The 22,504-nt window shown below is 71.9% G+C and carries 20 protein-coding genes; 6 read left to right on the top strand and 14 right to left on the bottom strand.

The genetic code is table 11. The features are described from left to right. Positions 1-358: 358 nt before the first annotated feature. Positions 359-1,978: an AMP-binding protein gene (locus TCUR_RS22970; RefSeq protein WP_012854981.1), complete on the top strand. Its 1,620-nt coding sequence runs from the start codon at positions 359-361 to the stop codon at positions 1,976-1,978. Positions 1,979-2,085: 107 nt separating this feature from the next. Here the strand turns inward: TCUR_RS22970 and TCUR_RS22965 are convergent, their stop codons facing one another. The 3 genes from TCUR_RS22965 to TCUR_RS22955 form a co-directional block, all read right to left on the bottom strand. Further along, positions 2,086-2,364, bottom strand: a complete 279-nt coding sequence (locus tag TCUR_RS22965) for a hypothetical protein (RefSeq protein ID WP_012854980.1) — start codon at positions 2,362-2,364, stop codon at positions 2,086-2,088. 367 nt (positions 2,365-2,731) lie between these two features. Next, entirely contained in the window at positions 2,732-3,028 is a 297-nt protein-coding gene (locus TCUR_RS22960; RefSeq protein WP_012854979.1) for a hypothetical protein, read from the bottom strand. A 559-nt stretch (positions 3,029-3,587) separates the two neighbouring features. Continuing rightward, the gene (locus tag TCUR_RS22955) at positions 3,588-3,809 is read right to left on the bottom strand and encodes a hypothetical protein (protein WP_012854978.1); all 222 of its coding nucleotides are present in this window, start codon (positions 3,807-3,809) and stop codon (positions 3,588-3,590) included. Positions 3,810-4,706: 897 nt separating this feature from the next. Between TCUR_RS22955 and TCUR_RS22950 the strand changes: the two genes are divergently transcribed. Together TCUR_RS22950 and TCUR_RS25210 are read left to right on the top strand one after the other, a co-directional pair. Continuing rightward, the gene (locus tag TCUR_RS22950) at positions 4,707-5,411 is read left to right on the top strand and encodes a polysaccharide deacetylase family protein (RefSeq protein WP_012854977.1); all 705 of its coding nucleotides are present in this window, start codon (positions 4,707-4,709) and stop codon (positions 5,409-5,411) included. Between the two features lie 406 nt (positions 5,412-5,817). Continuing rightward, a complete protein-coding gene (locus TCUR_RS25210) occupies positions 5,818-6,330 on the top strand; it encodes an STAS domain-containing protein (RefSeq protein ID WP_012854976.1) in 513 nt (170 codons plus the stop codon). Between the two features lie 44 nt (positions 6,331-6,374). Here the strand turns inward: TCUR_RS25210 and TCUR_RS22940 are convergent, their stop codons facing one another. From TCUR_RS22940 to TCUR_RS22925, 4 genes are read right to left on the bottom strand one after another with little or no spacing between them, the layout of a single operon-like run. Continuing rightward, on the bottom strand, positions 6,375-7,409 hold the full coding sequence (locus TCUR_RS22940) for a methyltransferase (protein ID WP_012854975.1): 1,035 nt from the start codon (positions 7,407-7,409) through the stop codon (positions 6,375-6,377). Further along, positions 7,402-8,226 carry an ABC transporter permease gene (locus TCUR_RS22935; RefSeq protein ID WP_012854974.1) on the bottom strand — a complete coding sequence of 275 codons (825 nt, stop codon included), beginning with the start codon at positions 8,224-8,226 and terminating at the stop codon, positions 7,402-7,404. Before TCUR_RS22935 ends, TCUR_RS22940 begins: the two co-directional genes overlap by 8 nt. Next, positions 8,223-9,002, bottom strand: coding sequence for an ABC transporter permease (locus tag TCUR_RS22930; protein WP_012854973.1), 780 nt, complete (start codon positions 9,000-9,002; stop codon positions 8,223-8,225). Before TCUR_RS22930 ends, TCUR_RS22935 begins: the two co-directional genes overlap by 4 nt. Next, positions 8,999-9,991 carry an ABC transporter substrate-binding protein gene (locus TCUR_RS22925; RefSeq protein WP_169313054.1) on the bottom strand — a complete coding sequence of 331 codons (993 nt, stop codon included), beginning with the start codon at positions 9,989-9,991 and terminating at the stop codon, positions 8,999-9,001. Before TCUR_RS22925 ends, TCUR_RS22930 begins: the two co-directional genes overlap by 4 nt. A 265-nt stretch (positions 9,992-10,256) precedes the next feature. Between TCUR_RS22925 and TCUR_RS22920 the strand changes: the two genes are divergently transcribed. Further along, positions 10,257-11,534 carry an NsdA family TPR-like regulatory protein gene (locus tag TCUR_RS22920; RefSeq protein WP_012854971.1) on the top strand — a complete coding sequence of 426 codons (1,278 nt, stop codon included), beginning with the start codon at positions 10,257-10,259 and terminating at the stop codon, positions 11,532-11,534. An 8-nt stretch (positions 11,535-11,542) separates the two neighbouring features. Here TCUR_RS22920 and TCUR_RS22915 read toward each other — a convergent pair whose 3' ends face one another. From TCUR_RS22915 to TCUR_RS22905, 3 genes are all read right to left on the bottom strand, one after another. Further along, positions 11,543-12,439: an SAM-dependent methyltransferase gene (locus TCUR_RS22915; protein WP_012854970.1), complete on the bottom strand. Its 897-nt coding sequence runs from the start codon at positions 12,437-12,439 to the stop codon at positions 11,543-11,545. Positions 12,440-12,934: 495 nt separating this feature from the next. After that, a complete protein-coding gene (locus TCUR_RS22910; protein WP_012854969.1) occupies positions 12,935-13,948 on the bottom strand; it encodes a CNNM domain-containing protein in 1,014 nt (337 codons plus the stop codon). Beyond that, complete coding sequence (locus TCUR_RS22905; RefSeq protein WP_041442826.1) at positions 13,948-15,282, bottom strand: hemolysin family protein; 1,335 nt, start codon at positions 15,280-15,282, stop codon at positions 13,948-13,950. The genes TCUR_RS22910 and TCUR_RS22905 overlap by 1 nt, the downstream gene beginning before the upstream one ends. Positions 15,283-15,479: 197 nt before the next feature. On the opposite strand from TCUR_RS22905, the gene TCUR_RS22900 reads away from it, so the two are divergent. Then, positions 15,480-16,037, top strand: coding sequence for a hypothetical protein (locus tag TCUR_RS22900; protein ID WP_041440302.1), 558 nt, complete (start codon positions 15,480-15,482; stop codon positions 16,035-16,037). 275 nt (positions 16,038-16,312) lie between these two features. Here the strand turns inward: TCUR_RS22900 and TCUR_RS22895 are convergent, their stop codons facing one another. The 4 genes from TCUR_RS22895 to TCUR_RS22880 all read right to left on the bottom strand — a co-directional run bounded on the left by TCUR_RS22895 (position 16,313) and on the right by TCUR_RS22880 (position 21,595). Next, on the bottom strand, positions 16,313-18,268 hold the full coding sequence (locus TCUR_RS22895) for a PhoX family protein (protein WP_012854966.1): 1,956 nt from the start codon (positions 18,266-18,268) through the stop codon (positions 16,313-16,315). A 371-nt stretch (positions 18,269-18,639) separates the two neighbouring features. Then, a complete protein-coding gene (locus tag TCUR_RS22890; protein WP_012854965.1) occupies positions 18,640-19,581 on the bottom strand; it encodes an MBL fold metallo-hydrolase in 942 nt (313 codons plus the stop codon). A gap of 59 nt (positions 19,582-19,640) precedes the next feature. After that, entirely contained in the window at positions 19,641-20,303 is a 663-nt protein-coding gene (locus TCUR_RS22885) for a response regulator (protein WP_012854964.1), read from the bottom strand. Then, positions 20,285-21,595 (bottom strand): sensor histidine kinase, encoded by a 1,311-nt coding sequence (locus TCUR_RS22880; protein WP_041440296.1) that lies wholly within the window; start codon positions 21,593-21,595, stop codon positions 20,285-20,287. The genes TCUR_RS22885 and TCUR_RS22880 overlap by 19 nt, the downstream gene beginning before the upstream one ends. 179 nt (positions 21,596-21,774) lie before the next feature. Here TCUR_RS22880 and TCUR_RS22875 point away from each other — a divergent pair, with 179 nt between their 5' ends. After that, positions 21,775-22,500 carry an ABC transporter ATP-binding protein gene (locus TCUR_RS22875; protein WP_012854962.1) on the top strand — a complete coding sequence of 242 codons (726 nt, stop codon included), beginning with the start codon at positions 21,775-21,777 and terminating at the stop codon, positions 22,498-22,500. The last annotated feature ends 4 nt before the right edge of the window (positions 22,501-22,504 follow it).

The following is a 22,504-nucleotide window of genomic DNA, read 5'->3' as shown; positions in this document are numbered from 1 at the left end:
TCGTCCGTGCACTATGGGGGGTCAATCGGGAGTCGATAACACTGTTGCCGCCCAGCGTTCGCCGGCATTTCGGTTGTCGTGCCTCACAGCGGGCGCCCGCCGTCCTGGACCGATGGGCGGACGCCTGCCGCCGTCGTGGGCATCTGGGTTTCCTTTGTCACACTCCCGTAGCGGCCCGGACCGCGAAGACCGGCGCTGACCTGGAAAAACAGGGAAGACTGTCACATAGGTGACAAAAAACGCAGGTGGTGGGTGATACGGCATGATGGCGACCGCCCGTCCGGCTGCCTAGCCTCGGTATCCGGCGATGACAGGGAGCGTTCATCCGGGCGGGCCCGGCGGGAGGTGGAAAGCAGGCGTGGCGCAGACAGCCGGGATCAGGCAGCGGGCCGAGACCATGCTCAGGGTCGCCGCCATGTTCGCCAGCAGCGGGCTGTGGCGGCCGGGGCCGCCGCTGAAGGTGGCCCGCCAGCTCGACGCGCTGCGGCGCTGGGGAACCACGCTGGGCGGATCGCTGGTGTCCGCGGCGGCCCGCGACCCCGGCCGGGCGGCGATCGTGGACGAGTACGGGACGCTGACCTACGCGCAGGTGGACGCCCGCACCGACCGGCTGGCGGCGGCGCTGGGCGACGGCGGTGCGCGGCCGCGGGTGGCGGTGCTGTGCCGCAACCACCGCGGGATGGTCGAGTCGCTGGTGGCCTGCAGCAAGCTCGGCTCTGATGTGGTGCTGCTCAACACCGGCATGAGCGCCGAGCAGTCGCTCAAAGTCCTGGACGAGCAGCAGGTCGAGGTGCTCATCGCCGACTCGGAGTTCGCCGAGGTCCTCAAGGGCGCCCCGGCGGCGGTGCGCACCCTGACGGCCGACGGCCCCGGCTCGGCGGTGGCCGAGCTGATCGACCGGACCGTGCTCAAGGCGCCGCTCACCCCGCCCCCGCACTCCGGCCGCACGATCGTGCTCAGCTCGGGGACGACCGGGCAGCCCAAGGGCGCCGGCCGGCACTCCAGGCCGGGGCTGGGCCCGCTGGCGTCGGTGCTGTCGCGCATCCCGCTGCGGGTGCACGAGACGATGCTCATCGAGGCCCCGATGTTCCACACCTGGGGCTATGCCGCCCTGCAGATCGCCTTGGGGCTGCGGGCCACCATGGTGCTGCGCCGCCGGTTCGACCCCGCGGCCGGCCTGCGCACCGCCGCCGAGACCAGGGCCACCGCGCTGATCGCCGTCCCGATCATGGCGCAGCGCATGCTGGAGTGGCGCTCGTCCACCCAAGAGGAGCTCGACCTGTCGGCGCTGCGGATCGTCGCGCTCAGCGGCTCGGCCCTGCCCGGCGGGTTCGCCACCCGTTTCATGGACGCCTTCGGGGACGTCCTCTACAACCTCTACGGCTCCACCGAGGCCTCCTGGGTGACCATCGCCACCCCCCGTGACCTGCGGCGCCACCCCGACACCGCGGGCAGGCCGCCGCGCGGCACCAGGCTGGCGATCCTGGACGAGGAGGGCCGGCCCGTCCCGCCGGGCACCGTCGGGCGCATCTTCGCCGCCAACGAGCTGCTGTTCACCGGGTACACCAGCGGCGCCACCAAGGAGACGGTGGACGGCATGATCAGCCTGGGCGACCTGGGCCGCATCGACGAGGACGGGCTGCTGTTCGTCCAGGGCCGCTCCGACGACATGATCGTCTCCGGTGGGGAGAACGTCTTCCCCGGCGAGGTCGAGGACGCGCTCAGCGAGCTGGAGCAGGTCCGCGAGGTCGCCGTGGTCGGGGTGCCGGACGAGGAGTTCGGGCAGCGGCTGGCCGCTCACGTGGTGCTGCACCCGGGCGCGGAGCTGACCGCCGACCAGGTGCGCGACCACGCCCGCCGCCGGGTGGGCCGCTTCGCCGTGCCCCGCGATGTGTACTTCCCCTCCGAACTGCCGCGCAACGCCACCGGCAAGGTCCTGCGCCGCCAGTTGCGGGCCGAGGCGGACCGGGCCTCCTGACCGGCCCCGCGCGGCGGCGGCCTTTTGGCCGGGGAGCAATTCGGCGGCGCGAATGCGAAGAGGGGATCGGCGCGCGAGCACCGATCCCCTCTGGGTGTGAACCGTCGTCAGTTCCTGTTGATGATGGCGTTGGCCTGGTCGCACCGGCCGGCGTTGATGTCGTTGGCGCTGTCGGCGGCCAGCAGAGCGACGTCCTGAAGGAGGTTCAGGTCCAGCAGGCCCCGGTCGGTGCCGGCGTTGATGTCGCACTCGTTGGCCAGGATGTTGTGGTGGTTGCTGTAAAGGTCGGAGTCGTAGTCGCCGCCGGCCATCGCGGGGGAGGCACTCATCAGGACCCCGCCCACGGCCACGGACAGAACGCCGGCCGCCGCCAGTCGCTTGAGCATTGTGGTCTCCTTCTTGTGATTTGCGGTATACCGATCCGGATCCGGCATTCGGTGTCACGCTTTCGCGGTCGCCCGTCGCCGGTAGCAAGCACAATTGGTATCACCTGAATCGGCCGCGGAACCAGCCTTCTCAGAAGGCAAGGGGAACTCTTTTGAATTGCATTGCCCGACCAGGGCTCGAGGCGGGTGGCATTTCCACATTGTCGTCGGGAAATGGATGCCGGTCCCGCGGCTGTATTTTCGGTGACTTCTCGGACTTGTCCGAATGGCTGCTACCGGAGGCGGGCTGGCGCTGCAGCGGTTCACCTGCCGGGGGTATGCGAGGAGGCCGACGCTGAGCGCCGGCCTCCCTGCGGGTGGAACGCGGTCAGCGGTTCCGGTTGACGATGAAGTTCTCCTGGTCGCACTCGGCGACGTTGACGTCGTTGGCGCTGTTGGAGGACAGCAGCGCCAGGTCCTGGAGGATGTTGATGCTGATGAGGGTCCGGTCGTTGCCGGCGTTGATCTCGCACCCGTTCACCAGGGCGTTGTGACGGTTCTTGTACCCGTCGGAGTCGTAGTCGTGGTGCCCGTGCGCGGCGAAGGCCATCGCCGGGGTGGCGGTCATCAGTACCCCGCCTGCGGCCGCGGTCAGAACGCCGGCCGTTACCAGTCGCTTGAGCACTATGTCTCCTTTTTTGGGTGTGACTGCCGATCTCGACCCGCGGCGTGATACAGCCCGCCGGTCAGCAGACATCGTGGCACCGTGAATTGCCCGCGTCACCGGTAAATACGGGGTCCCGAACATTTCTTTCCCCGAACATTGCTTTTAAGGGCGTCCGGCGGGATGCGGGGGCGCGGCCGGTTCACGTTGGTCCCGGTCCGTGCGGATTTCCGGAAATGGCGGATGGGGAGGAAGACGATCCGAGGCGGACGCGGCGGGGCCGGCCGCCTCGCGTGCTCACCGGCGTGACAGGCGGCGACAAAAACCGGTGGCGGTACGACCTTTGTGGTCGTACCGCCACCGGTGTATCGGGCGATGCGGCACACCCGCTCCGCAGGCCTCCCCGAGGCTTCCACCCCGGTGAACCTTTTCGGGTGCGTGGCCCAAAGCTCTGCGAACGGGAGCTCCGATGCTGCGACGTCTCCGTCTCGACCTGCGGAGACGGCGTGTTGAAAAGGTTCGGTGCCGTGGGCCGGGCGTTGGAGGGGCCGGCGCTGGAGGGAAAGCGGCGCGCGGGTCGTCAGCGGTTCCCGTTGAAGATGATGTTGACCTGCTCGCACCCGCCGCCGCTGTAGGAGCGGCGGTCCCCGAGCAGGAAGCCGTAGTCGCCGGACGGGCAGCTGCGCAGCAGGGCGTTGTCGTGGCGCACCCCGTAGTCGCCGGCCAGCGCGGGTGCGGCGCCCATCAGCACGCCGCCTGCGGTCAGGGCCAGCAAGCCGGTCGCCGCCGTTCGCTTGAGCATGGTCGTCTCCTCCGCTGATCGTGGATATCGATCCGGTTGCAGACCTGCGGCGCGAGGCGACCGCCGGTCGCCGGCTATACCTACACAGCGCCCGCCGGGCTGTCGATGCGGGCCGTGACTTCCAAGGAAGTTTTTCCTTGCCGGTTGAATGATTTTCACCACCCGCCCCATGGGCGGGCGCGGTGCGCGGGCCGTATTCGGACGGACCGTCCCCGAACCTTTTCCGCCCGCCGTCTGCCGGGAGCCGGACGGCGGGCCGTGGCCGGGAGGCGCGGCGGAGGCCGCCGCGGCCCCGCCGGCGGGTCCGGGAGGCCGCGAGGGCCGGCCGGCCCCGCCGTCCGGCACCGGAAATGGGAAACCGGCGAGCCTTTCAATTCTTGATCTCTCAACTTTTCGGGGGTGCCTCCCAAGCGCCGTCCGGATTCGCCTCTTCCCAGGTGACGGCCGCAACGGGCGGGTTTGGCCGGCCTGCTGGATAAGGCGCCTTGGATGGGCTTCCGCGGCACCCGGCGAGTCCTGCCGGAAGGTCAATTCAATAAATGACAAAGTGTCGGCTTTATCTGGTTCAAAGGGTCGGCCGGAGTGCGGGTGCCATGGCAGGCTCGGGCACTGAACCTTTTTCAATACACGCTCCAGGGCGCCGGGATGGGAGCCTCATCGATGTTCGGTTCGGTGACGTTCCGGGTCACGGCCCGCGAAGACGGCGTGTTGAAAAAGTTCACTGCGCCGGAATGGCCATCCGGCCGGGCCGATGACGTTCCGGGACGGACTGAAAGCCCGCCGTCCGGCGTTCGGGCGCCGTTCTTTCGGGAGCGCTCTGCGGCATCGGCGCCCCTTCTTCATCGGCCGTCCCGGTCCGGGCCGTGTCCTGACGAACGGGGAGAGGGGGATCGGCCGGTGAAGCCCTGGACGGCCCGCATGCCGTTGATCTTGAGGTATCACTCGGTGGACCGGATCGCCGATGCGCGCCGGCCGCCGGTCCGCCCCGAGACCTTCGAGCGCCAGATGGACTGGCTGCACCGCAACGGGCTGCGCGGGGTGAGCGTGGGGGAGCTGCGTGAGGCACGGCGGGCCGGGCGGGGACGCGGCCTGGTCGGGCTGACCTTCGACGGCGGCCACGCCTGTTTCGCCACGCGCGCCGCACCGGTGCTGGTGCGCCGCGGTTTCACGGCCACGGTCTTCGTGCCCGCCGAGAAAATCGGCTCAGATGCGCCCGGCCCCCGGCGCGGGCCGATATCGCCACGGCAGTTGCGGTGCATGGCGGGCATGGGCATGGAGATCGGCTCGCACGGGCTGCGGCATGTGTCATTACCGGAGACCGATGATGAGGAGCTGGCCGAAGAGCTGACCCGCAGCCGGGCGATCCTGGAAGAGATCATCGACGGCCCGGTCACCGGCTTCGCCTACCCCTACGGCCGCGTGTCGCACCGGGAGGTGGACGCCGTGCGCAAGGCCGGCTATGAGTACGCGTGCGCGATCGAGCCGTCACCGCTCATCGGCGATCACGCGCTTCCCCGCACCTGCATGGACGATCGGGACCGCGGCCTGCGGATGTGGGGCAAACTGCTCCGGCACCAGATCCGCTGGCTCACCTGGGTGTGAGGAATGTTGCAAAGCCGACAATAAGCATCCGATTCTAGCTTTTCGGACTGTCTCCGCAAAAGCAGCGGAACGGGAATATGGGTCGGCCGGCGCCCCCGGCCTCCCCTGTTGCGCAGGTCAATGCCGCTTGCATCAGTCTTGACCTTCCGCCAAGTGTCCTGGCCGGGGGCGCGGGTATTTTCCCTGCCAATCGACCACTTCTTTCAGCACTCGATTCGGATGCCGTGAGAATCGCTGGAAGCGGCCGATCAAAAGTTGGTGGAGCCATGCCGTGTCATGACTTCGCGCGGACCGTTTTTCGGCCCTTCCGGGGCACCCGGGCGCCGGAAGGAAAACAGCTCGAAAAAGGGTTCACCGTTACTTGGACCGTTTGCTCGAACCCCCCGGGAAGGGTCTTTGAAGGCTGATGAGAGACCAGTGCCGGCGCAAGTCGCCATCGGAGCCGGACCCGGGCCGCCGACCCGCCCTGCGGGTCCGCGTGCACCGCACCGGCAGTGACCTGTTCGTCCAGCTCACCGGTGAGCTGTGCGCGCGCACCGTGGAGACCCTGCGCGCCCCGGTGCTCGGCGCGCTGCGGGCGGTGCCCGCGGCGCGGCTGGTACTGGACCTGTCGCGGGTCCGCATGAGTGACCGGTTCGGCCTGGGCGTCCTGGTCGCCCTGCGCAACACGGCGATCGACGTGGGCGGGCGGGTGATCCTGCTCAGCCCGGGCGCCGAGATCCGGGCGCTGCTGGCCGAAAGCGGGCTCGACCGGCACCTGATCACCTGCACCGGCCTGGAACTGACCGGCACTCAGGTCCCGGTCAGCACCCGTCCCGCACCGCCGCTGCCCCTGCGCGCCGCTTCGCCGGCCCTGCCGCTGGAGGCGCCGCCCGAGCCCGCCGGGGAACGGGCCGCGCCCGAGGGCGCGGAGGCCTGACGGCCGCCCCGTCCCGCCGGCGAAGGCGGGACGGGGCGGCGGGCTCATCCGGCGGCGGCCGCCTCGACGAGCGTGGGCCCGCTGGCCAGCTCGATGGTGCGCAGCGGCTTGAAGCCGCCCTCTTCGAGCAGGCCCAGGTAGGCGTCGCGGGTGCGCTCGTGGCCCTCGCCGAACAGCGCCATCATCCGGATGTCCATGTCGTAGCCCAGGTGGGGCCGGTCCGGCACGTCCGGCAGCAGGATGTCCAGCAGCAGCACCCGGCTGTGCTCGCCCATCGCCTCGCGGACGGTGCGCAGGATCTGCAGCGCGGTCTCGTCCGGCCAGTTGTGCAGGATGCTGGCCAGCAGGTAGCGGTCGGCCTTGGCCGGCACCGACTCCAGGAAGCTGCCGGCGACCACCTCGCAGCGGTCGGCGACCCCCTGGGAGGCCAGGTAGGCGTGGGCCGCCTCCGTCACCGAGGGCAGGTCCAGCAGGGTGCCCTTGATGCCGGGGTAGGCCGACAGCACGTCGGCGATGATGGTGCCCACGCCGCCGCCCACGTCCACCATCGTCTGGACGCCGCTGAAGTCGTAGGCGTCCAGCAGGCCCCGGGCGAACGAGCGCGAACGCGCCGTCATGTAGGCGGCGAACTGCTTCTCCAGTTCGGGCCGGGTCGCGTAGTAGCCGTACAGGGAGCCGTGGCTGTCGGCCACCGGGGAGCGGCCGGTCCGCACCGTGTCGGCCAGCCGCCCCATCAGCGTCCAGCTCATCTCCTCCCCCATCACCGCGACACCCGGGTGCATGGAGTCGGGGACGTCGCTGCGCAGCAGGGCGCCGACCTCGGTCAGCGCGTAGGTGCCGCGCTCGGTGTCGGCGGTGACGACGCCCAGGGAGGCCATGGCGCGCAGCAGCCGCTCCATGGACGGCGCGTGCGCGCCGCACCGCTCGGCCAGCTGCTCGGCGGTGAGGGGGCCGCCGGCGAGCCGGTCCGGGCAGCCCAGCTCCACCCAGGCGTTCAGCGCGCAGAACCGCCACCAGCCGCGGATCAGCTCCCAGATCCGGGCGTTCGGGTCGGCGGTCGGGCTCGGGCTGTCAGACATGCGAAGGCTCCGTACGAGACGAGAAGGAGGTGTCGATCGAGTGGCGGTGGCGGGCCAGCGCCCACCGCTCGCAGCGGCCCAGGGCGAGCGCGAGCAGGTAGCCCAGCGCCCCCAGCACGCAGATGCCCGCCCACATCGCCGGCATGTCGTAGTTGCGCTGGGCGTCCAGCAGCAGGGAGAAGGCGATGCCGTCCACCGAGCCGGTCATCTCGGAGACGACCATCAAGATCACCGCCAGTCCCAGCGAGACGCGCAGCCCGGCGAAGATCTTGGGGGCCGCCGAGGGGATGATCAGATAGCGGACGCGCTGCAGCGGGCCGAGCCGGTAGATCAGCGCGGTGTCGTATTGCACCGGCTCCACCGAGCGGGCGCCGTCGATGGTGTTGAGCAGCACCGGCCACACCACCCCGAAGGCGATGGTGACCAGCTGCATCGGGGTGCCCACCTCGAACAGCACCACCCACATGGGGGCCAGCGCGGTGGGCGGGATGGCGCGGGCGAAGTGCAGCGCGGGCTCGAACATCTCGCCCAGCCAGCGGATCCGCCCGATGGCCAGGCCGACCGTGATGCCGATCAGCGACGCGATCGCCCAGCCGGTCAGCAGCCGCAGCACGCTGGGCGGGATGTTCTCGATCGCGGTGTCGGTGAGCCACAGCCGTTCGGCGGGCCCGCTGAACCACAGCTCCCGCAAGCGGGCGGCGATCTGGGAGGGCGGCGGGGCGAACGGGTTGGCCGCCAGCCGGGTGACGATCTCCCAGCAGACCACGGCGACCAGGACCGTCCCCCAGCCGGCGGTTCGCGACAGCAGTTTCCTCATGAGACGCGGGCCGAGGTGTGCCAGTGGAACAGCCGCCGGGAGGCGGCCGACAGCAGGACGTCGGCGGTCAGGCCGAGGATGCCGGCCCACACCACCGCGCCGAGGATCACGTGGGTCTGCCCGGCGCTGGCGCCGGCCTCGATCAGCCAGCTGCCGATCCCCTGACCGCCGCCGGCGTACAGCTCGGCGGTGATGGTGACGATCAGGGAGATCCCGGCGGCCACCCGGACGCCGGTGGCGATGAACGGGGCGGCGCCCGGCAGCGCCACGTGCCACAGCACGGCGGGTCTGCCGAACCCGAAGGTGCGCATGGTGTCGACCGCGATCGGGTCGGTGGCGCGCAGCCCCCGGATGGTGTGGATGAGCACCGGCCAGGAGCAGGCGAACGCGGCCACCGTGGTGGCCATCCGCCCGGTGTTGCCGAACGCCAGCAGCGCCAGCGGGATCAGCGCCACCGGCGGGATCGGCCGCAGCAGCTCCAGCAGCGGGCCGGTGAGCCGGTCCACCAGCGGCAGCGCCCCGATCACCACCCCGACGGGCACGGCGATCGCCACCGCGATGGCCAGCCCGCTGACCCACACCTGCATGGTGGTGACCAGCGCGGTGCGGAAGTCCGCCTCACCGGGCAGGGTGAAGGTCTGCCCGAGGATGGTGGAGGCGTACGGGAGCACGTCCGGGTCGATGAGGCCGCTTCGGCCGGCGGCTTCGGCGAGGGCCAGCAGGCCCGCGGCGCCCAGCGCGCCGCGGGCCACGGTGGCCGGTGGGGTCCACCTCACGCGGACGGCCCCGGGACGATCATCGACTTGACGTCCAGCTTGTCGGGGTTCTTCAGGTAGCCGTGGTTGCCCATCAGCCCGGCCAGCCGCTCCAGCCGGGTGGGGTTCTGGCTGGTGGGGAAGGACCCCAACGTGATGGTCTGCGCGGTGGCCTGGTCCAGGCCCTTGACGTAGGTGGGCAGGGTCCGGGCGACCAGGTTGCGGTCGGAGGCGGCCATCTGCTGGGCCTTGGCCATGGCGCGCTGGAAGGCCGCGACGGTGTTGGGGTACTTCTTGGGGTAGTCGCCCAGCGTGCCCCAGCCGGAGATCGGCAGGTTCTTGGTGGGCCCGGAGGGGTCCATGGTGTCCAGGACCGTCCGGCCGCCGGCCCGGTGGATCTGGGTGATGAACGGCTCGGCCATCCAGGCGGCGTCCACCCGGCCGGCCTCCAGCGCCGGCTGCATCTGCGGGAAGGCCATCTCCACGTAGTCGATGGACTCATCGGAGATGCCCGCGGCCTGCAGGCAGGCGCTGATGGACAAGGTGGCCACCGACTTCAGGCCCGGCACCGCGATCTTCTTGCCGGCCAGGTCCTTGGGCTCCTTGATGGAGGACTTCTCCGGCACCACCACCACGAAGGAGCCCTTTTCGCCCTGGTAGGCGTCGGCGAGGATCTTCCAGTCCACCGCGCCGTTGCTCTGTTCCTGGGCCAGCAGCGCGGCGGTGTAGTTGGTCATGGAGATGTCCAGCTGGCCGCTGCGCAACAGCGGGACCGCGGCGGCGCCGGTCTGGATGAACTGCGTCTTGACGGTGAGCCCTTCGGCCTTGAAAAGGCCCTGCTGAATGGCGATGTACAGGGCGGCGCCCTCGGGCACCGGCAGCAGGCCGACCGTGATGGTGCTCTTCTCCAGCCCGCCGCTGCCGCCGCCTTCGTCGTCGCCGCTGCAGGCGGCCAGCGCGCCCGCCGCCAGCAGGGACGGGAACAGCGCCAGAACCCCGCGACGGGACATGGACGGGACATTCATGCTGCTTACGGCGTTCTCGTGCGTATAAGCCCCAGTGTGGGGCGAAGTCCGCCGATGCGACGGGGTGTTTCGATCTTCGATGGGCATGCCTGGGACGGTTGCGCAGAAGTCGCGGCATCGCTATGACATGCTTTTGACATATGCAGACATCTTCGGACGTTTCAGGACGTGTGACGTTCTGATTGGGTGTCAATCCCCACAGTAATCGGCCGTTCGGCCCGAGCGCTCTGCGGCCCGAGTGGAGAACGCGATGAGCCATCCGACGTTGCTGGCGGAGATTTCGGCCAAAAGACGCTGGTCAAGCGATGATGGGGCCAAGGCATTCCGGGCCATGGCCCGGGAAATGGGGGAGGACGTCGAGATCAGCGAGCGGACCTGGAACCGCTGGTGCCGGGGCGGTCTGCGAAAGCGTCCGCGGATGGCCTGCTGCCGCGTTCTGGAGCGCATGTTCGGCAAACCGGTGGAGGTCCTGCTGGCCCCGGCCGACTCCGCCGACCGCTCCGCCGAGAGCGGCCCTGCCGACATCACCGACATGCTGACCGCCGCCGCCGAGGAGTCCACCGCCCACCTGGCGCAGGTGGAGTCGCTGGCGCTGGGGCCGGTCACCTTGGAACAGGCCGCCGACGACGCCATCCGGCTGGCCCGCGCCTATGCCGCGCTGCCCCCGGCGCAGGCCCTGCAGCAGGGGGTGCGGCTGCGGCGCCGGGTGGCCGAGCTGCTGTCGCAGACCGCCCGGCCCGCCCAGCACCGGGACCTGTACCTGATCCTGGGCCAGCTGTGCGGGCTGCTGTCGGTGGCCTCCTTCGACCTGGGCGACACCGGCGCGGCCACCGCCCACGCCCGCGCCGCCTGGGGGTACGGGGAGCTCATCGAGCACGACGCGCTGCGCGCCTGGGCGCGCGGCACGCAGGCGCTGATCGCCTACTGGGAGGGCCGTCCCAACGCGGCGGTGCGGCTGGCGCGGTCGGGACGCGGTTACGTCAAGGGCGGCACGGGGCTGATGCGCGTCTGCTACATCGAGGCGCGCGCCCACTCCTACCAGCGCGACCACGTCAGGGCGCGGCAGGCGCTGGAGGACGCCCACCGGGCCCGCGACGACCGGCGGCACGATGAGCTGCACGACGGGATCGCCGGGGAGTTCGGCTTCGGCCCGGTGCGGCAGGCCCGCTGTGAAAGCAGCGTCCACGTCCAGCTCGGCAACGGCGCCGAGGCGGTGCAGGCCGCCGGGCGGGCGCTGGAGGCGATGGCCTCCTCCGGGCGCCGCAACCTCAAGCTGGCCCCGCAGGCGCACGCCGACATGGCCGCCGGGTATCTGCTGCAGGACGCCCCGGACGCCGCCGCCGAGCAGCTGCGCAACGTGCTGTCGGTGCCCGCCCAGCACCGCATCACCGGGCTGATCGAGCGGGTGCGCACCGTGGCGGACCTGGCCGGCGGCAGGCACGCCGCCGACACCCCGCTGGTGCGGGAGATGATGGACCAGATCCACGACTTCATGAACGCCCCGGCCGGCCGCTGCCTGGTTCCCTGACCCCTTTTTCAGGGGGCGCGGGGAAGCGGCACGGGCGACGGCGTCCGCCCCTCGGGAGCGGGCAGCGGGCGCGGGCAGGCCACCCCGGCGTACATCAGGGCGTGCTCGGGCGCCCTGGGCGGGTGCGCCGGACGCCACTGGGCGGTGAAGACCAGGCCGGGCTCGACCGGCGGCAGGTCGCCGAAGAACGCGGCGATCTCCTCCCGGGTGCGCGGCACCAGCGGGCAGGGGCACTCGGCGCCGAACAGGCGGGCGGCGGCGGTGGTGGCCGCGCCGTCGGCGTCGGCCGTCAGGTGCGTGATGACCAGGGCGCTGCCGTCGGGCAGCCCGCGGCGCAGGCGGGCGACCGCCTCGTGCGGCCGGTCGGCGTCCGGCACGAAGTGCAGCACGCACGTCAGCAGCACGGCGACCGGCCGCTGCAGGTCCAGCAGGGCGCCGGCCCGCTGCAGCAGCCGCCCGGGGTCGCGCAGGTCGGCCCCGATCACCGCCACGTTCCGCTCCCCGGCCAGCAGCGCCCGTGCGTGCGCCAGCACGATCGGGTCGTTGTCGACGCACACCATGCGCACTCCCGGCCGTTCCCGGACGGCGATGCGGTGCACGTCGTCGGCGGTGGGCAGGCCGCAGCCGATGTCCAGGAACTGGGCGTAGCCGGCGCGGGCGAGGCTGCGCACCGTGCGGGCGACGAATCGCCGGTTCTGCCGGGCGGCCTGGATCAGGCGGGGCTGGAGGCGCAGCATCCGCTCGGCCAGCGCCCGGTCGTTCTCGTAGTGGTCCTTGCCGCCGAGCAGATGGTCGTAGACGCGGGCGGGACTGGGGGCGGCCTGCACGGCGGCCACGGAGGGCCGCAGTTCCTCCCAACCGTCCTCAAAGCCTTCGCCCCAGGGGCGCCGGCCACCGTGGCTCACCGTTGAACCGCCTCTCGCAGGTCAAGAAAAGCTGCGCTCTCATTGTGGCCAAGCCGGCGCGCCGATAAGGCCGAACCGCCTTTAAAAGAGAGCGGATAACGTACCGCCTGAAAATAGTGGCATAAGGTGTCAAAAACGGCGTCATCTGGCGTGACAGGTGACCTTACAGAAGGTGCGGGGGATGGATTGTCCGCATCCGGCCATATGGTCGTTCTTTTCGGGCCGGTGCGGGCCGCCGGGAGTGTCAGCCCAAGGATTCGGCGCCGGCCGGGTGCGCCGCCCGCCCCGTCCCGCTGCGAAGATCCCGGTCAGGAGGAGGAGTGAGGGGCGGGATGGCGGGCTTTACTGACCGCTGGCCGGTGGGCGTCCCGGGTCGCCTGCGTACCTTACCGTGCGGCGGCATTGGACGCCCGCATGAAATGTGAATTTCCTTCAATTTCTGGTCCGGGGCGGGCCGTGCGCTCTGGGCGCACGGCCCGCCCCGGACCGTGAAGATCAGTGCGGGTTGGTCGCCAGCAGCTGGCCGAGCAGGTCGTCCAGGCTGACGATGCCGCGCAGCGCGCCGTCCGGGGCCTTCACCACGGCCACCTGGGCGCGCTCACGGCGCAGGTGCGTGGCCGCGTCCAGCACCGTGGTGGCCTCCTCCAGCTCCGGCACCGGGTAGGCCATGTCGGCCGCCCGCCGCCCGTTCTCGGCGGTGATCGCGTCCCGGACGTGGGTGACGCCCAGGATCGTGCCGTCGCGGTCGCGCACCAGCAGCCGGGCATGCCCGCTGGCCCGTGCCGCGCGGCGGATCTCCAGCGGCCCGGCGTCGGCCGGCACGGCGGCCACCTGAGCGGCCGGGATCGTCAGGCCGGCGATGGACGCCTCCCGGATGGCGATCACCCGCCCCAGCAGGTCGTGGTCGCGCCGGTCGATCAGGCCCAGCCGCCGCGACTCGCCCAGCAGATGCCCCAGCCGCTGCGGGTCGGTGTGGGTGTCCACCTCGTTGCGCGGCGGCACCCGGATCAGCCGCAGAAAACCGTTGGCCATCCCGTTCATCACCGCCAGCACCGGACGGGCCACCCGGGCGAAGGCCCGGAACGGCAGCGCCAGGATCAGCGCCGAACGCTCCGGATGCGAGATCGCCCACGACTTGGGGGCCATCTCGCCCACCACCATGTGCAGGAACGTCACCACCGCCAGCGCCACCGCCAGCGCCACCGCGTGCGAGGCGCTCTCCGGCAGGCCGAGCGCGTGCAGCGGATCGGCCAGCACCTTCTCGAACGCCGGCTCGGAGACCACGCCCAGGCCCAGCGTGCACATGGTGATGCCGAGCTGGGCGCCGGCCAGCATCAGCGACAGCTCCGAGATCCCGGCCACCGCCGCGCGGGCCGGGCGGCTGCCGGCGCGCGCGGCCCGCTCCAGCCGCGGCCGCCGCGCCGCCACCAGGGCGAACTCCGCGGCCACGAAGAAGCCGTTGCCGGCCAGCAGCAGCACGGTGACGACGAGGGCGGTCAGCGGATCCATCAGCCCTCACCCCCCGCGGCGGCCGGCACCCGCAGCCGCACCGTGCGCGGCACCCGCCGGGCCACGGCCAGCACCTCGATCTCCACCTCGCCGGCGCCGCCGTGCGGCTCGCCCAGCTCCACGGTGACCCGGTCGCCGCGGCGCGGCAGCCGGCCCAGCCGGGCGATCACCAGCCCGCCCAGGGTGTCGTAGACCTCGCTGTCGGGCAGCGCCAGCCCGGTCTGCCCGGCGACCTCGTCGATGCGCAGCGCCGCGTCCACCGTCCAGCCCCCGTCGGGGGCGGCGGCCCAGCCGGTGTCGTAGACGTCGTTCTCGTCGGTGATCTCCCCCACCAGCTCCTCGGCGATGTCCTCGAAGGTGAGGATCCCGGCCAGCCCGCCGTACTCGTCCACCACGCAGGCGAACTCCTCGCCGGTCTCGCGCATCCGCTCGATCACCCCGTACAGCGGCTGCGAGGCCGGCACCAGCAGCGCGGGCCGGGCGATCTGCTTCACCGGGGTGTCGGGGGACAGGGAGTCGTCGGCCAGCTCGTGCACCCCGGCGACGCCCACGATGTCGTCCACCTCGGTGCCGTAGACGGGGTAGTTGGTGTGCCCGGACCGGCGCACCAGCTCGGTGAGCGCGGCCACGGTGGCGTCGGCGGCCACCGTGACCACCTTCGGACGGGGCACCATCGCCTCGTCGGCCGTCCGCTCCCCGAAGGTCAGCGCGCGTTCCAGCACCACCGACAGGTCGGCCGGCAGGTGCCCGGCGCGCTGCGACTCGCCGATGATGTCGCTGAGCTCCTCCAGCGTCGCCCCGTGGTGCAGCTCCTCGGCGGGCTCGATGCCCACCGAGCGCAGCAGCCGGTTGGCGGCGGTGTCGAACAACCTGATCACCGGCCCCGCCACCGCCAGGTAGGCCAGCGTGGAGGAGGCCAGCGCCCGCGCGATGCCCTCGGCCCGCGCCAGCGCCCAGTTCTTGGGGATCAGCTCGCCCATCACCATCTGCACCACGGTGGCGATCGCGAACCCGACCGCCAGCGCGATCGGGCCCACCGCGCCCTCCGGCACGCCCGCCCACACCAGCGGGGAGTGCAGCAGGGCGGCCAGCGCCGGCTTGGACAGCAGCCCGACGATCAGCCCGGTGACGGTGATGCCCAGTTGCGCGCCCGAGAGCATGAACGACAGCCGGCCCATGACCTGCAACGCCCTGCGGGCCTTGGGGTCTCCTTGCTCGGCGGCGGCGCTCAGCGCGGTCCGGTCGGCCGCGACATAGGCGAATTCCTGTGCGACAAAGTATCCGGTCGCCGCTGTCAGCACGAACAGCGCGACAACTCCCAGCACGATGCTCAGCACGACCCACCCGCAGGGGTGTTGGGTCTATGACTGGAAGGGTCCGACATCGCGGACGCTCAGCTCCTTTCGATTAGGCCTGTAATACCCGCAACGTACCACCCGACCTGCGCCTTCCCTAGACCCGGATCGCGCGGGACTGGCGGCCCGCCTGCTTCCTGGTCTCGATGTCGGTGGTGCCCGATAAAGAACCTGTTATGGGTCTCAACACCGGATATGTTCTGGTCAAAGGACTGAGCCGGGACGAACTGCTCACCCGGCTGGGCGCCAAGGTGGGCGGCCCGGTCGAGCTTCCCCTCTCCTGGAAGGCGCCGATATCCCTGGGGCCGACCGTGCAGGGCTGGACGATCATCGGTGATCCCTGGGGCCGCGTGGGCGACAGCCCGCGCCGCCTGGTTCCGCTCAGCCGGGACGCCACCGTGATCTCCGGCTGCCTGCAGGAGACCACCATGTACAGCCAGGCGGTGATGTACGTGGACGGGCGTTTCCGCTGGAAGGTCTTCAGCGACTGCTCCAAGCCCGATGAGCGGGGGATGCACGTCATCTCCAAAGGGGACGCCCCGCAGAGCCTGGCCGAGCGCATCCGGCGGGCCCGGGAGAAGGAACTCCAGACGGGCGGTGACCACCAGTTCAACGTGCCGCTCGACCTGATCACCGAGGCCACAGGCGGGGTGATCAGTGGCCGCTACCCCTGGCACGACGAGGAGGAGGGCGTCGTCTACCGCGAGCTGATCTTCGCCGGGGACGACGCTTGACCACGTGATCTTGGAGGGCCGCGACGGGGCTCGATGGTCTCCGGGATCACGACGTTGCAGGTCACGGCACCGTCCTGACTGCGCCGTCCCCGCATGCGACCTGCGGAACGGCGCGTGAATCACCGCGTGGCCACCGGCCGGGCCTCCATGCCGTGCGGTCGCGGCCCACGGCGTGCCCGAGGCCCGGGCCGGCCCCGCTTGCGCGGGACCGGCCCGGGCGAGAAGGAGCGGCCGGGCCCGGTGCGCGAAAGGCCGGCCACTGTGGGGGGAGCGGGTCAGGTGCCGATGACGCCGCCGTCCTTCTTGCGGATGACGACGGTGGCCGAGCGGGGACGCCCCGCCGGGTCGTGGTCGGGCCAGGAGCTGACCGCGTTGGGGTTCTGCGGCGTGGGGGCGGCGCCCCAGAACGCGGTGTCCTCCCCGGGGTGCTGGATGTTGACGAACATGGTCCGCTGGTCCGGCGTCATGGCGAAGCCGGTGACCTCGCAGCCGCGCGGGCCGACCAGGAACCGGCGGACCTCGCCGGTGGCCGGGTCGGCGGCCAGCATCTGGTTGTTGCCGATGTTGTCGTGGCCCCGGTCGGGACGGTTCTGGGTGGAGTTGGACACGTCGGTCTGGATCCACAGCCGCCCGTCGCGGTCGAAGCCCAGGCCGTCCGGGGAGCCGAACACGTCCTCGGGGGACAGCTTGACCTGCGGGTCGTAGGCGGGGTCGCCGGCCAGCAGGAAGATGTCCCACTCGAAGGTCAGCGCGGTGTTGTCGCCGCCCCGCTCCCGCCAGCGCACGATGTGGCCGTAGGGGTTGGGCTTGCGGGGGTTGACCTTGTTGTTCCAGCCGGAACCGTTGGTGAGGGTCAGGTAGACGTCCTTGGTGCGCGGATGGACGGCCACCCACTCGGGGCGGTCCAGCTTGGTGGCGCCCACGGCGTCGGCGGCCTCCCGGGTGCGCAGCAGCACGTCCGCCTGGTCGGCCCACCCGCCCGCCTTGGTCAGCGGGCCGGTGCCGTGCTTGAGCGGCAGCCACCGCCCGGTGCCGTCGTCGTTGAACTTGGCCACATACAGCGTGCCGTGGTCCAGCGGGCTCTTGCGCAGGGCGCGCAGCAGCCGCCAGGGGGCGCTGCCGACGAACTTGTAGATGTACTCGCCGTCCTGGTCGTCCCCGGTGTAGACGACGATCCGGCCGCGCGACTCGGTGACGGTGGCGCCCTCGTGCTTGATGCGGCCCAGCGCGGTGCGCTTGACCGGGGTGGACTTGGGGTCGAACGGGTCGATCTCCACGACCCAGCCGAACCGGTTGAGCTCGTTGGGGTTGACCGCAACGTCGAACCGGGGATCGGCTTCGTGCCAGCGGTAGGAACTGCTCGCCGACACGCCGTAGCGGGCCTGCTGGGGCGTCGGCTTCCACGAGGAGTCGGTGGTGCCGAAGTAGCTGTTCCAGTTCTCCTCGCAGGCCAGGTAGGTGCCCCACGGGGTCTGCCCGTTGGAGCAGTTGTTGAGGGTGCCCATGGGGGCGTTCTCGGCCTTCAGCGCCGGGTGCCTGGGGCCGACCGGGCCGGAGAAGGTCATCGGGGTGGTGCCGGTGATGCGGCGGTTGTAGCGGGAATCGACCTGCTTCCACCGGCCCTTGTCCTGGACGATCTTCACGACGCTGACGCCGTGCGCGGCCAGCGCCTTGTCCACCTTGGCCTTGGTCATCTGCGCGTCCCCGTCGGGGAACAGCAGCGCCTGGTCGACGTACTCGTGGTTGAGGACGAGCAACCCCTGCCGGCTGCCCAGCGGCCCGGCGCCCAGGGGGAAGAAGGCCATGCCGTCGTGGTGCATGCCGATCTGCTTGGCCTGGTCGGCGGCGCTGTTGGAGGCGTCCTTGCGCCATTTGGGGCCGCGTGAGCTCAGCGGGGTGCCCCATGGGATCAGCACCTGGGCGGTGTACCCGGGAGGCACCACGATCTTGTCGTCGGTTCCGGGCGGGACGGCCTGGAACCCCAGCAGCTTCTTGCCCTTGCCGGGCTTGGCGGGCTTGCCGGGATTGCCGGGATTGCCGGGCGCGGCCATGGCGGTGCCGGTGCCGGCGACGGCGCCGATGAAACCGGCGGCGGCGACCACGGTACCGCCGCGGATCACCGACCGCCGTGACAGCCGGGCCTCGGCGACCTCGCGCAGCGTCGCGTTGCCCGATGGATTGGAACTGATGTCGTCAGGGTCTGCGGCCGGACGGATGTCCTCAGCGGTCATGGGCACCTCATTGCTCGACAACCGGTGGATTCCGGGAAAGAACCGGCAGGTCGCACGGTCGCTCGCAACTTAGAGAGTTCCCGTGACCACTCAGCGGACACGAGGTGAACAAACGCTTCCTTTTCAGTTCCGTCTTCAGTTCACCGGGACGCGGCCGCTTCGGAAAACCGGTGTTCCACCGCGTGGTCTTGGCCGGCCGGAACGGGACGTCGCAGGCCACGGCATCGTCCCTGAGCGCGACTCCCCGCATGCGACCTGCGGGGACGGCGTGCGGAAAGGCCCGCTGACAAGGCCGCCCGGCGGCTGCGGTGCCGCCCCCGGCCCTCGGCCGCCTTTCGGTCACCGGCCGTCCGCCCGTGTGGGGCGGACGCTCAGACCGAGGTGGACATGGGACCGCCGTTGAAGGTCACCGTGTCGAGGGCGGCCTGGGCCAGGTCGAAGGGCTCGCCGGTGGTGTCGGCGTAGAACTTGTGCAGGTTGAACACCAGCCGTTCGGCGTCGGCCCAGGCGGCGAACTCGCCCAGGTCGGCGCGCTGGGCGGCCTCCAGCGGGGACAGCCCGTCCTTCATGCCGTCCGTCCCGACCTCCAGCAGGAACCGGTAGTAGCGCTCGTGCGCGGCCAGCACGTCCGGCAGCGCGGCGCCGTCGCAGATCGGCCCGTGCCCGGGGACGACCCGGTCGGGTTCGAAGGAGGCGATCCAGTCCAGCGAGCGCAGGGCGCCGGTGACCGACCCCATGCCCAGCATCGGTGTCAACCCATGGAACAGCAGGTCTCCGGTGAACAGCACCCGCTCCTCCGGCAGCCACACCACCACATCCCCGGGGGTGTGGGCGGCGTACCCGGGGTGGCGCAGCTCGATCCGCCGGTCGCCGAGGGTCACCGCCAGCTCGGAGGTCAGCGTCACCTCCGGCGGACGGCGGGTGACCGCGCCCCAGTCCGGCAGCGGCTCCCACAGCGGCGGGCACCCGTCGATGATGAAGTCGGCCAGGATGCCCTTGCGGGTCTCCTCGTGCCCGATCAGCACGGTGGACTCCGGCAGCAGCGAGTTGCCGTGGGTGTGGTCGCCGTGCAGGTGCGTGTTGACCGCGTACCGCAGCGGGACGTCCCCGGTCGCCTCCCGCACCGCCGCCAGGAACCGGCGGGTCCGGGCCTCGGTGGCGCAGGTGTCGACGATCAGCGTCCCTTCCGGGGTCGAGATCGCCCCCGCGTTGTTCACCCACCACGTACCGTCCGGCTGCACCCAGCCGAAGACCCCTGCGCCCAGTTCGTGCAGAACGGGTTCCCGCGCGGTATCCGCACCCGATGTCGCCATGCCGCCGAGCCTACTGACGCCCGCCCGCCCGGGGGCGCCGAATCCGGACGTCCGCCCGCTCACCGGGACGGGCGGCTGCGCAGGTAGGCCAGGACGGCCAGGACGCGGCGGTGGGTGTCCTCGGCCGGCGGCAGGTCGAGCTTGGTGAAGATCGCGCCGATGTGCTTGCCCACGGTCGCCTCGGAGACGACCAGGCGGCGGGCGATGGCGCTGTTGGAGTGCCCTTCGGCGATCAGGGCCAGCACCTGGCGTTCCCGCGGGGACAGGGCCTGCAGCGGGTCGCGGCGGCGGCGCAGCAGCCGGCTGATCACCTCCGGGTCCACCACCGTGCCGCCCGCCAGGACGCGGCGCAGCGTGGCGGCGAAGTCGGCCACGTCGGTGACCCGGTCTTTGAGCAGGTAGCCCACCCGCCTGCCGTCCCCGGAGTCCAGCAGGTCGGCGGCGTAGCTCAGCTCCACGTACTGGCTGAGCGCCACCACGGCCAACGACGGGTCGGCGCGGCGCAGCTCGACGGCGGCGCGCAGCCCCTCGTCGGTGTGGCCCGGCGGCATCCGAATGTCGGTGATCACCAGGTCGGGGGAGTGCTCGGCGACCGCGGCGGTCAGCGCCTCGGCGTCGCCCACCGCGGCGACCACCTGGAACCCGAACCGGTCCAGCAGCCCGGTGAGCCCTTCGCGCAGCAGCACGCCGTCTTCGGCGAGCACTACCCGCTCAGCTCGCATGCCAGCTCCACCCGCACCACGGTCGGCCCCTCGGCCGGGCTCGACAGCAGCATTCTGCCGCCGACCGCCGCCACCCGGTCGGCCAGCCCGGTCAGGCCGGTCCCGGCGTCCGGGTCGGCCCCGCCGGCGCCGTCGTCGGCGACCTCGACGGTCAGCAGGCCGTCCCGCCAGGCCACGGTCACCGTGGCCTGCGTGGCGCCGCCGTGCCGGGCGGCGTTGGTGAGCGCCTCCGACACCACGAAGTAGGCGGTGCTCTCCACCGGCGGGGGCGGCCTGCCGGGCAGCTCGGCGTGCACGGTCACCGGCAGCGCGGCCCGGTCGGCCAGCTCCTCCAGCGCCGCCACCAGCCCCCGGTCGGTCAGCACCCGCGGGTGGATGCCGCGGATCACCTCCCGCAGCTCGCGCATCAGCTCCCGGGCCTGCCGGTGGGCCTCGCCCACCCGCTCGGCGGCCGGTGAGCCCGGCGGCAGGTCGAGCAGGGCCATGCCGAGCTGCAAGGTCAGCCCGAGCAGCCGCTGCTGGGCGCCGTCGTGCAGGTCCCGTTCGATGCGGCGGCGTTCGGCCTCGAAGGCGTCCACCAGGCGGGCCCGCGACCGGGACACCTCCACCAGTTCGGCCCGCAGCCGCTGCTCGGGCCGCCCCTCCAGCAGCCGCCGCGCCAGCGCCCCGTGCGCCGCGGCCAGCGCCACCAGCAGATAACCGGCGATGGGCACCCCCGCCAGCCCGGCCAGGGCGTACGGCAGCGCCTCCCGGACGGTGCCGACCGTGGCGACGCCGATGGCCACCGGGCCCTCGGCCCCGGCCACCAGCAGCGGCCCGGCCAGCAGCATCACCACCAGCAGCACCGCCAGCCCGACCGCCCCGTACACCGGCGGCACCAGGACGGCCAGCAGGCAGGCGTACCCGAACTCCCGCCAGGTGGCCGCCTCGGCGTAACGGGTGCGCAGCCACGCCGCCACCCCCGCAGCCGGCGGGGCGGCGTGCCCCGGCCGCACGGGACGGGCATCGACCAGCCGCAGCCGCCGCCGCTCCAGCTCGGCCAACGGCATGGCCACCAGCGGCCCGAACACCGCCAGCGCCACGCCCCCGCAGACGACCAGCGCCCCCGCCACGGTGGGCGGCCGTCCCGCGGCCAGCGCCCACGGGGAGGCCAGCACCGCCAGCGGCACCGCCGCCAGCACCGCCACCACCGCACCGCTCCCCAAAAAGGCCACCGCACGCCACGGCCACCGGCCCAGGAGCAGCCGCCACCCGAGCGCCTCCCACGCCGTCTTCGGCCCTTCTGCCGCCACACCGGCACGGTAGCCCCGCCGCGTGCGCCCGGGCGGTAGGGCTGGCCCTACCTCGAAATCGGGGGCTCGGCATGATGCGCCCCGCCCGCCTTCGCCGGTGGAATCCCGGGCATGACGATCCGGACCTTCGCTCGTCCAAGTGGACGCCCCGCACGCTCCCGCACCGGTGGAGGGCGGCCGTGACGAGTGCGGTGGCGCTGCATGGAGTGGTCAAGGAGTACGGGACGGGCGGCGCCCGGGTGCGGGCCCTGGACGGGGTGTCCCTGAACTTCCCGCAGGGCTCGTGGACCGCGGTCATGGGCCCGTCCGGCTCGGGCAAGTCCACGCTGCTGCACTGCGCGGCGGGACTGGACAGGGTGACGGCGGGCCGGGTCCACCTGGCCGGGCGGGACATCACCCGCGCCCCGGACGGGACGCTGACCGAGCTGCGGCGGCGCGCCGTCGGTTTCGTGTTCCAGAACTTCAACCTGATCGGCTCGCTGACCGCCGAGCAGAACGTAGCGCTTCCGCTCAAACTGGCCGGCGTCCGGGTGCCCAGGCAGCAGGTGCGGGCCGTGCTCGCCCGCGTCGGGCTGGCGGACCGGCTGCGGCACCGCCCCCGGGAGCTGTCCGGCGGCCAGCAGCAACGGGTGGCGATCGCCCGCGCCATGGTCACCCGCCCGGCGGTGCTGTTCGCCGACGAGCCGACCGGCGCCCTGGACTCCGCCTCGGCCCGCACCGTCCTCGACCTGCTGCGCGCCATGGTGGACGAGACCGGCCAGACCATCGTCATGGTCACCCACGACCCCGTGGCGGCGGCCCGCGCCGACGCGGTGGTGTTCCTGCGCGACGGACGCGTCGTCGATCACCTGGCCCGCCCGTCCGCCCGCCAGGTGGCCGACCGTCTCGCCCGGCTGGAGGGGTGAGGCG

It is taken from the genome of Thermomonospora curvata DSM 43183 (assembly GCF_000024385.1).
In the GTDB taxonomy this organism is placed as follows: Bacteria; Actinomycetota; Actinomycetes; order Streptosporangiales; family Streptosporangiaceae; genus Thermomonospora; species Thermomonospora curvata.
Note: the sequence above shows the minus strand (reverse complement) of the source record. Positions and strands in the feature narration are given on the sequence as shown.

Bases quoted from the DNA above. Each gene is read 5' to 3' on its own strand.
- TCUR_RS22965 (WP_012854980.1), bottom strand. From the start codon at position 2,364: ATGCTCAAGCGACTGGCGGCGGCCGGCGTTCTGTCCGTGGCCGTGGGC.
- TCUR_RS22955 (WP_012854978.1), bottom strand. From the start codon at position 3,809: ATGCTCAAGCGAACGGCGGCGACCGGCTTGCTGGCCCTGACCGCAGGC.
- TCUR_RS25210 (WP_012854976.1), top strand. From the start codon at position 5,818: ATGAGAGACCAGTGCCGGCGCAAGTCGCCATCGGAGCCGGACCCGGGC.
- TCUR_RS22940 (WP_012854975.1), bottom strand. From the start codon at position 7,409: ATGTCTGACAGCCCGAGCCCGACCGCCGACCCGAACGCCCGGATCTGG.
- TCUR_RS22935 (WP_012854974.1), bottom strand. From the start codon at position 8,226: ATGAGGAAACTGCTGTCGCGAACCGCCGGCTGGGGGACGGTCCTGGTC.
- TCUR_RS22925 (WP_169313054.1), bottom strand. From the start codon at position 9,991: ATGTCCCGTCGCGGGGTTCTGGCGCTGTTCCCGTCCCTGCTGGCGGCG.
- TCUR_RS22920 (WP_012854971.1), top strand. From the start codon at position 10,257: ATGAGCCATCCGACGTTGCTGGCGGAGATTTCGGCCAAAAGACGCTGG.
- TCUR_RS22910 (WP_012854969.1), bottom strand. From the start codon at position 13,948: ATGGATCCGCTGACCGCCCTCGTCGTCACCGTGCTGCTGCTGGCCGGC.
- TCUR_RS22900 (WP_041440302.1), top strand. From the start codon at position 15,480: ATGGGTCTCAACACCGGATATGTTCTGGTCAAAGGACTGAGCCGGGAC.
- TCUR_RS22895 (WP_012854966.1), bottom strand. From the start codon at position 18,268: ATGACCGCTGAGGACATCCGTCCGGCCGCAGACCCTGACGACATCAGT.
- TCUR_RS22890 (WP_012854965.1), bottom strand. From the start codon at position 19,581: ATGGCGACATCGGGTGCGGATACCGCGCGGGAACCCGTTCTGCACGAA.
- TCUR_RS22885 (WP_012854964.1), bottom strand. From the start codon at position 20,303: ATGCGAGCTGAGCGGGTAGTGCTCGCCGAAGACGGCGTGCTGCTGCGC.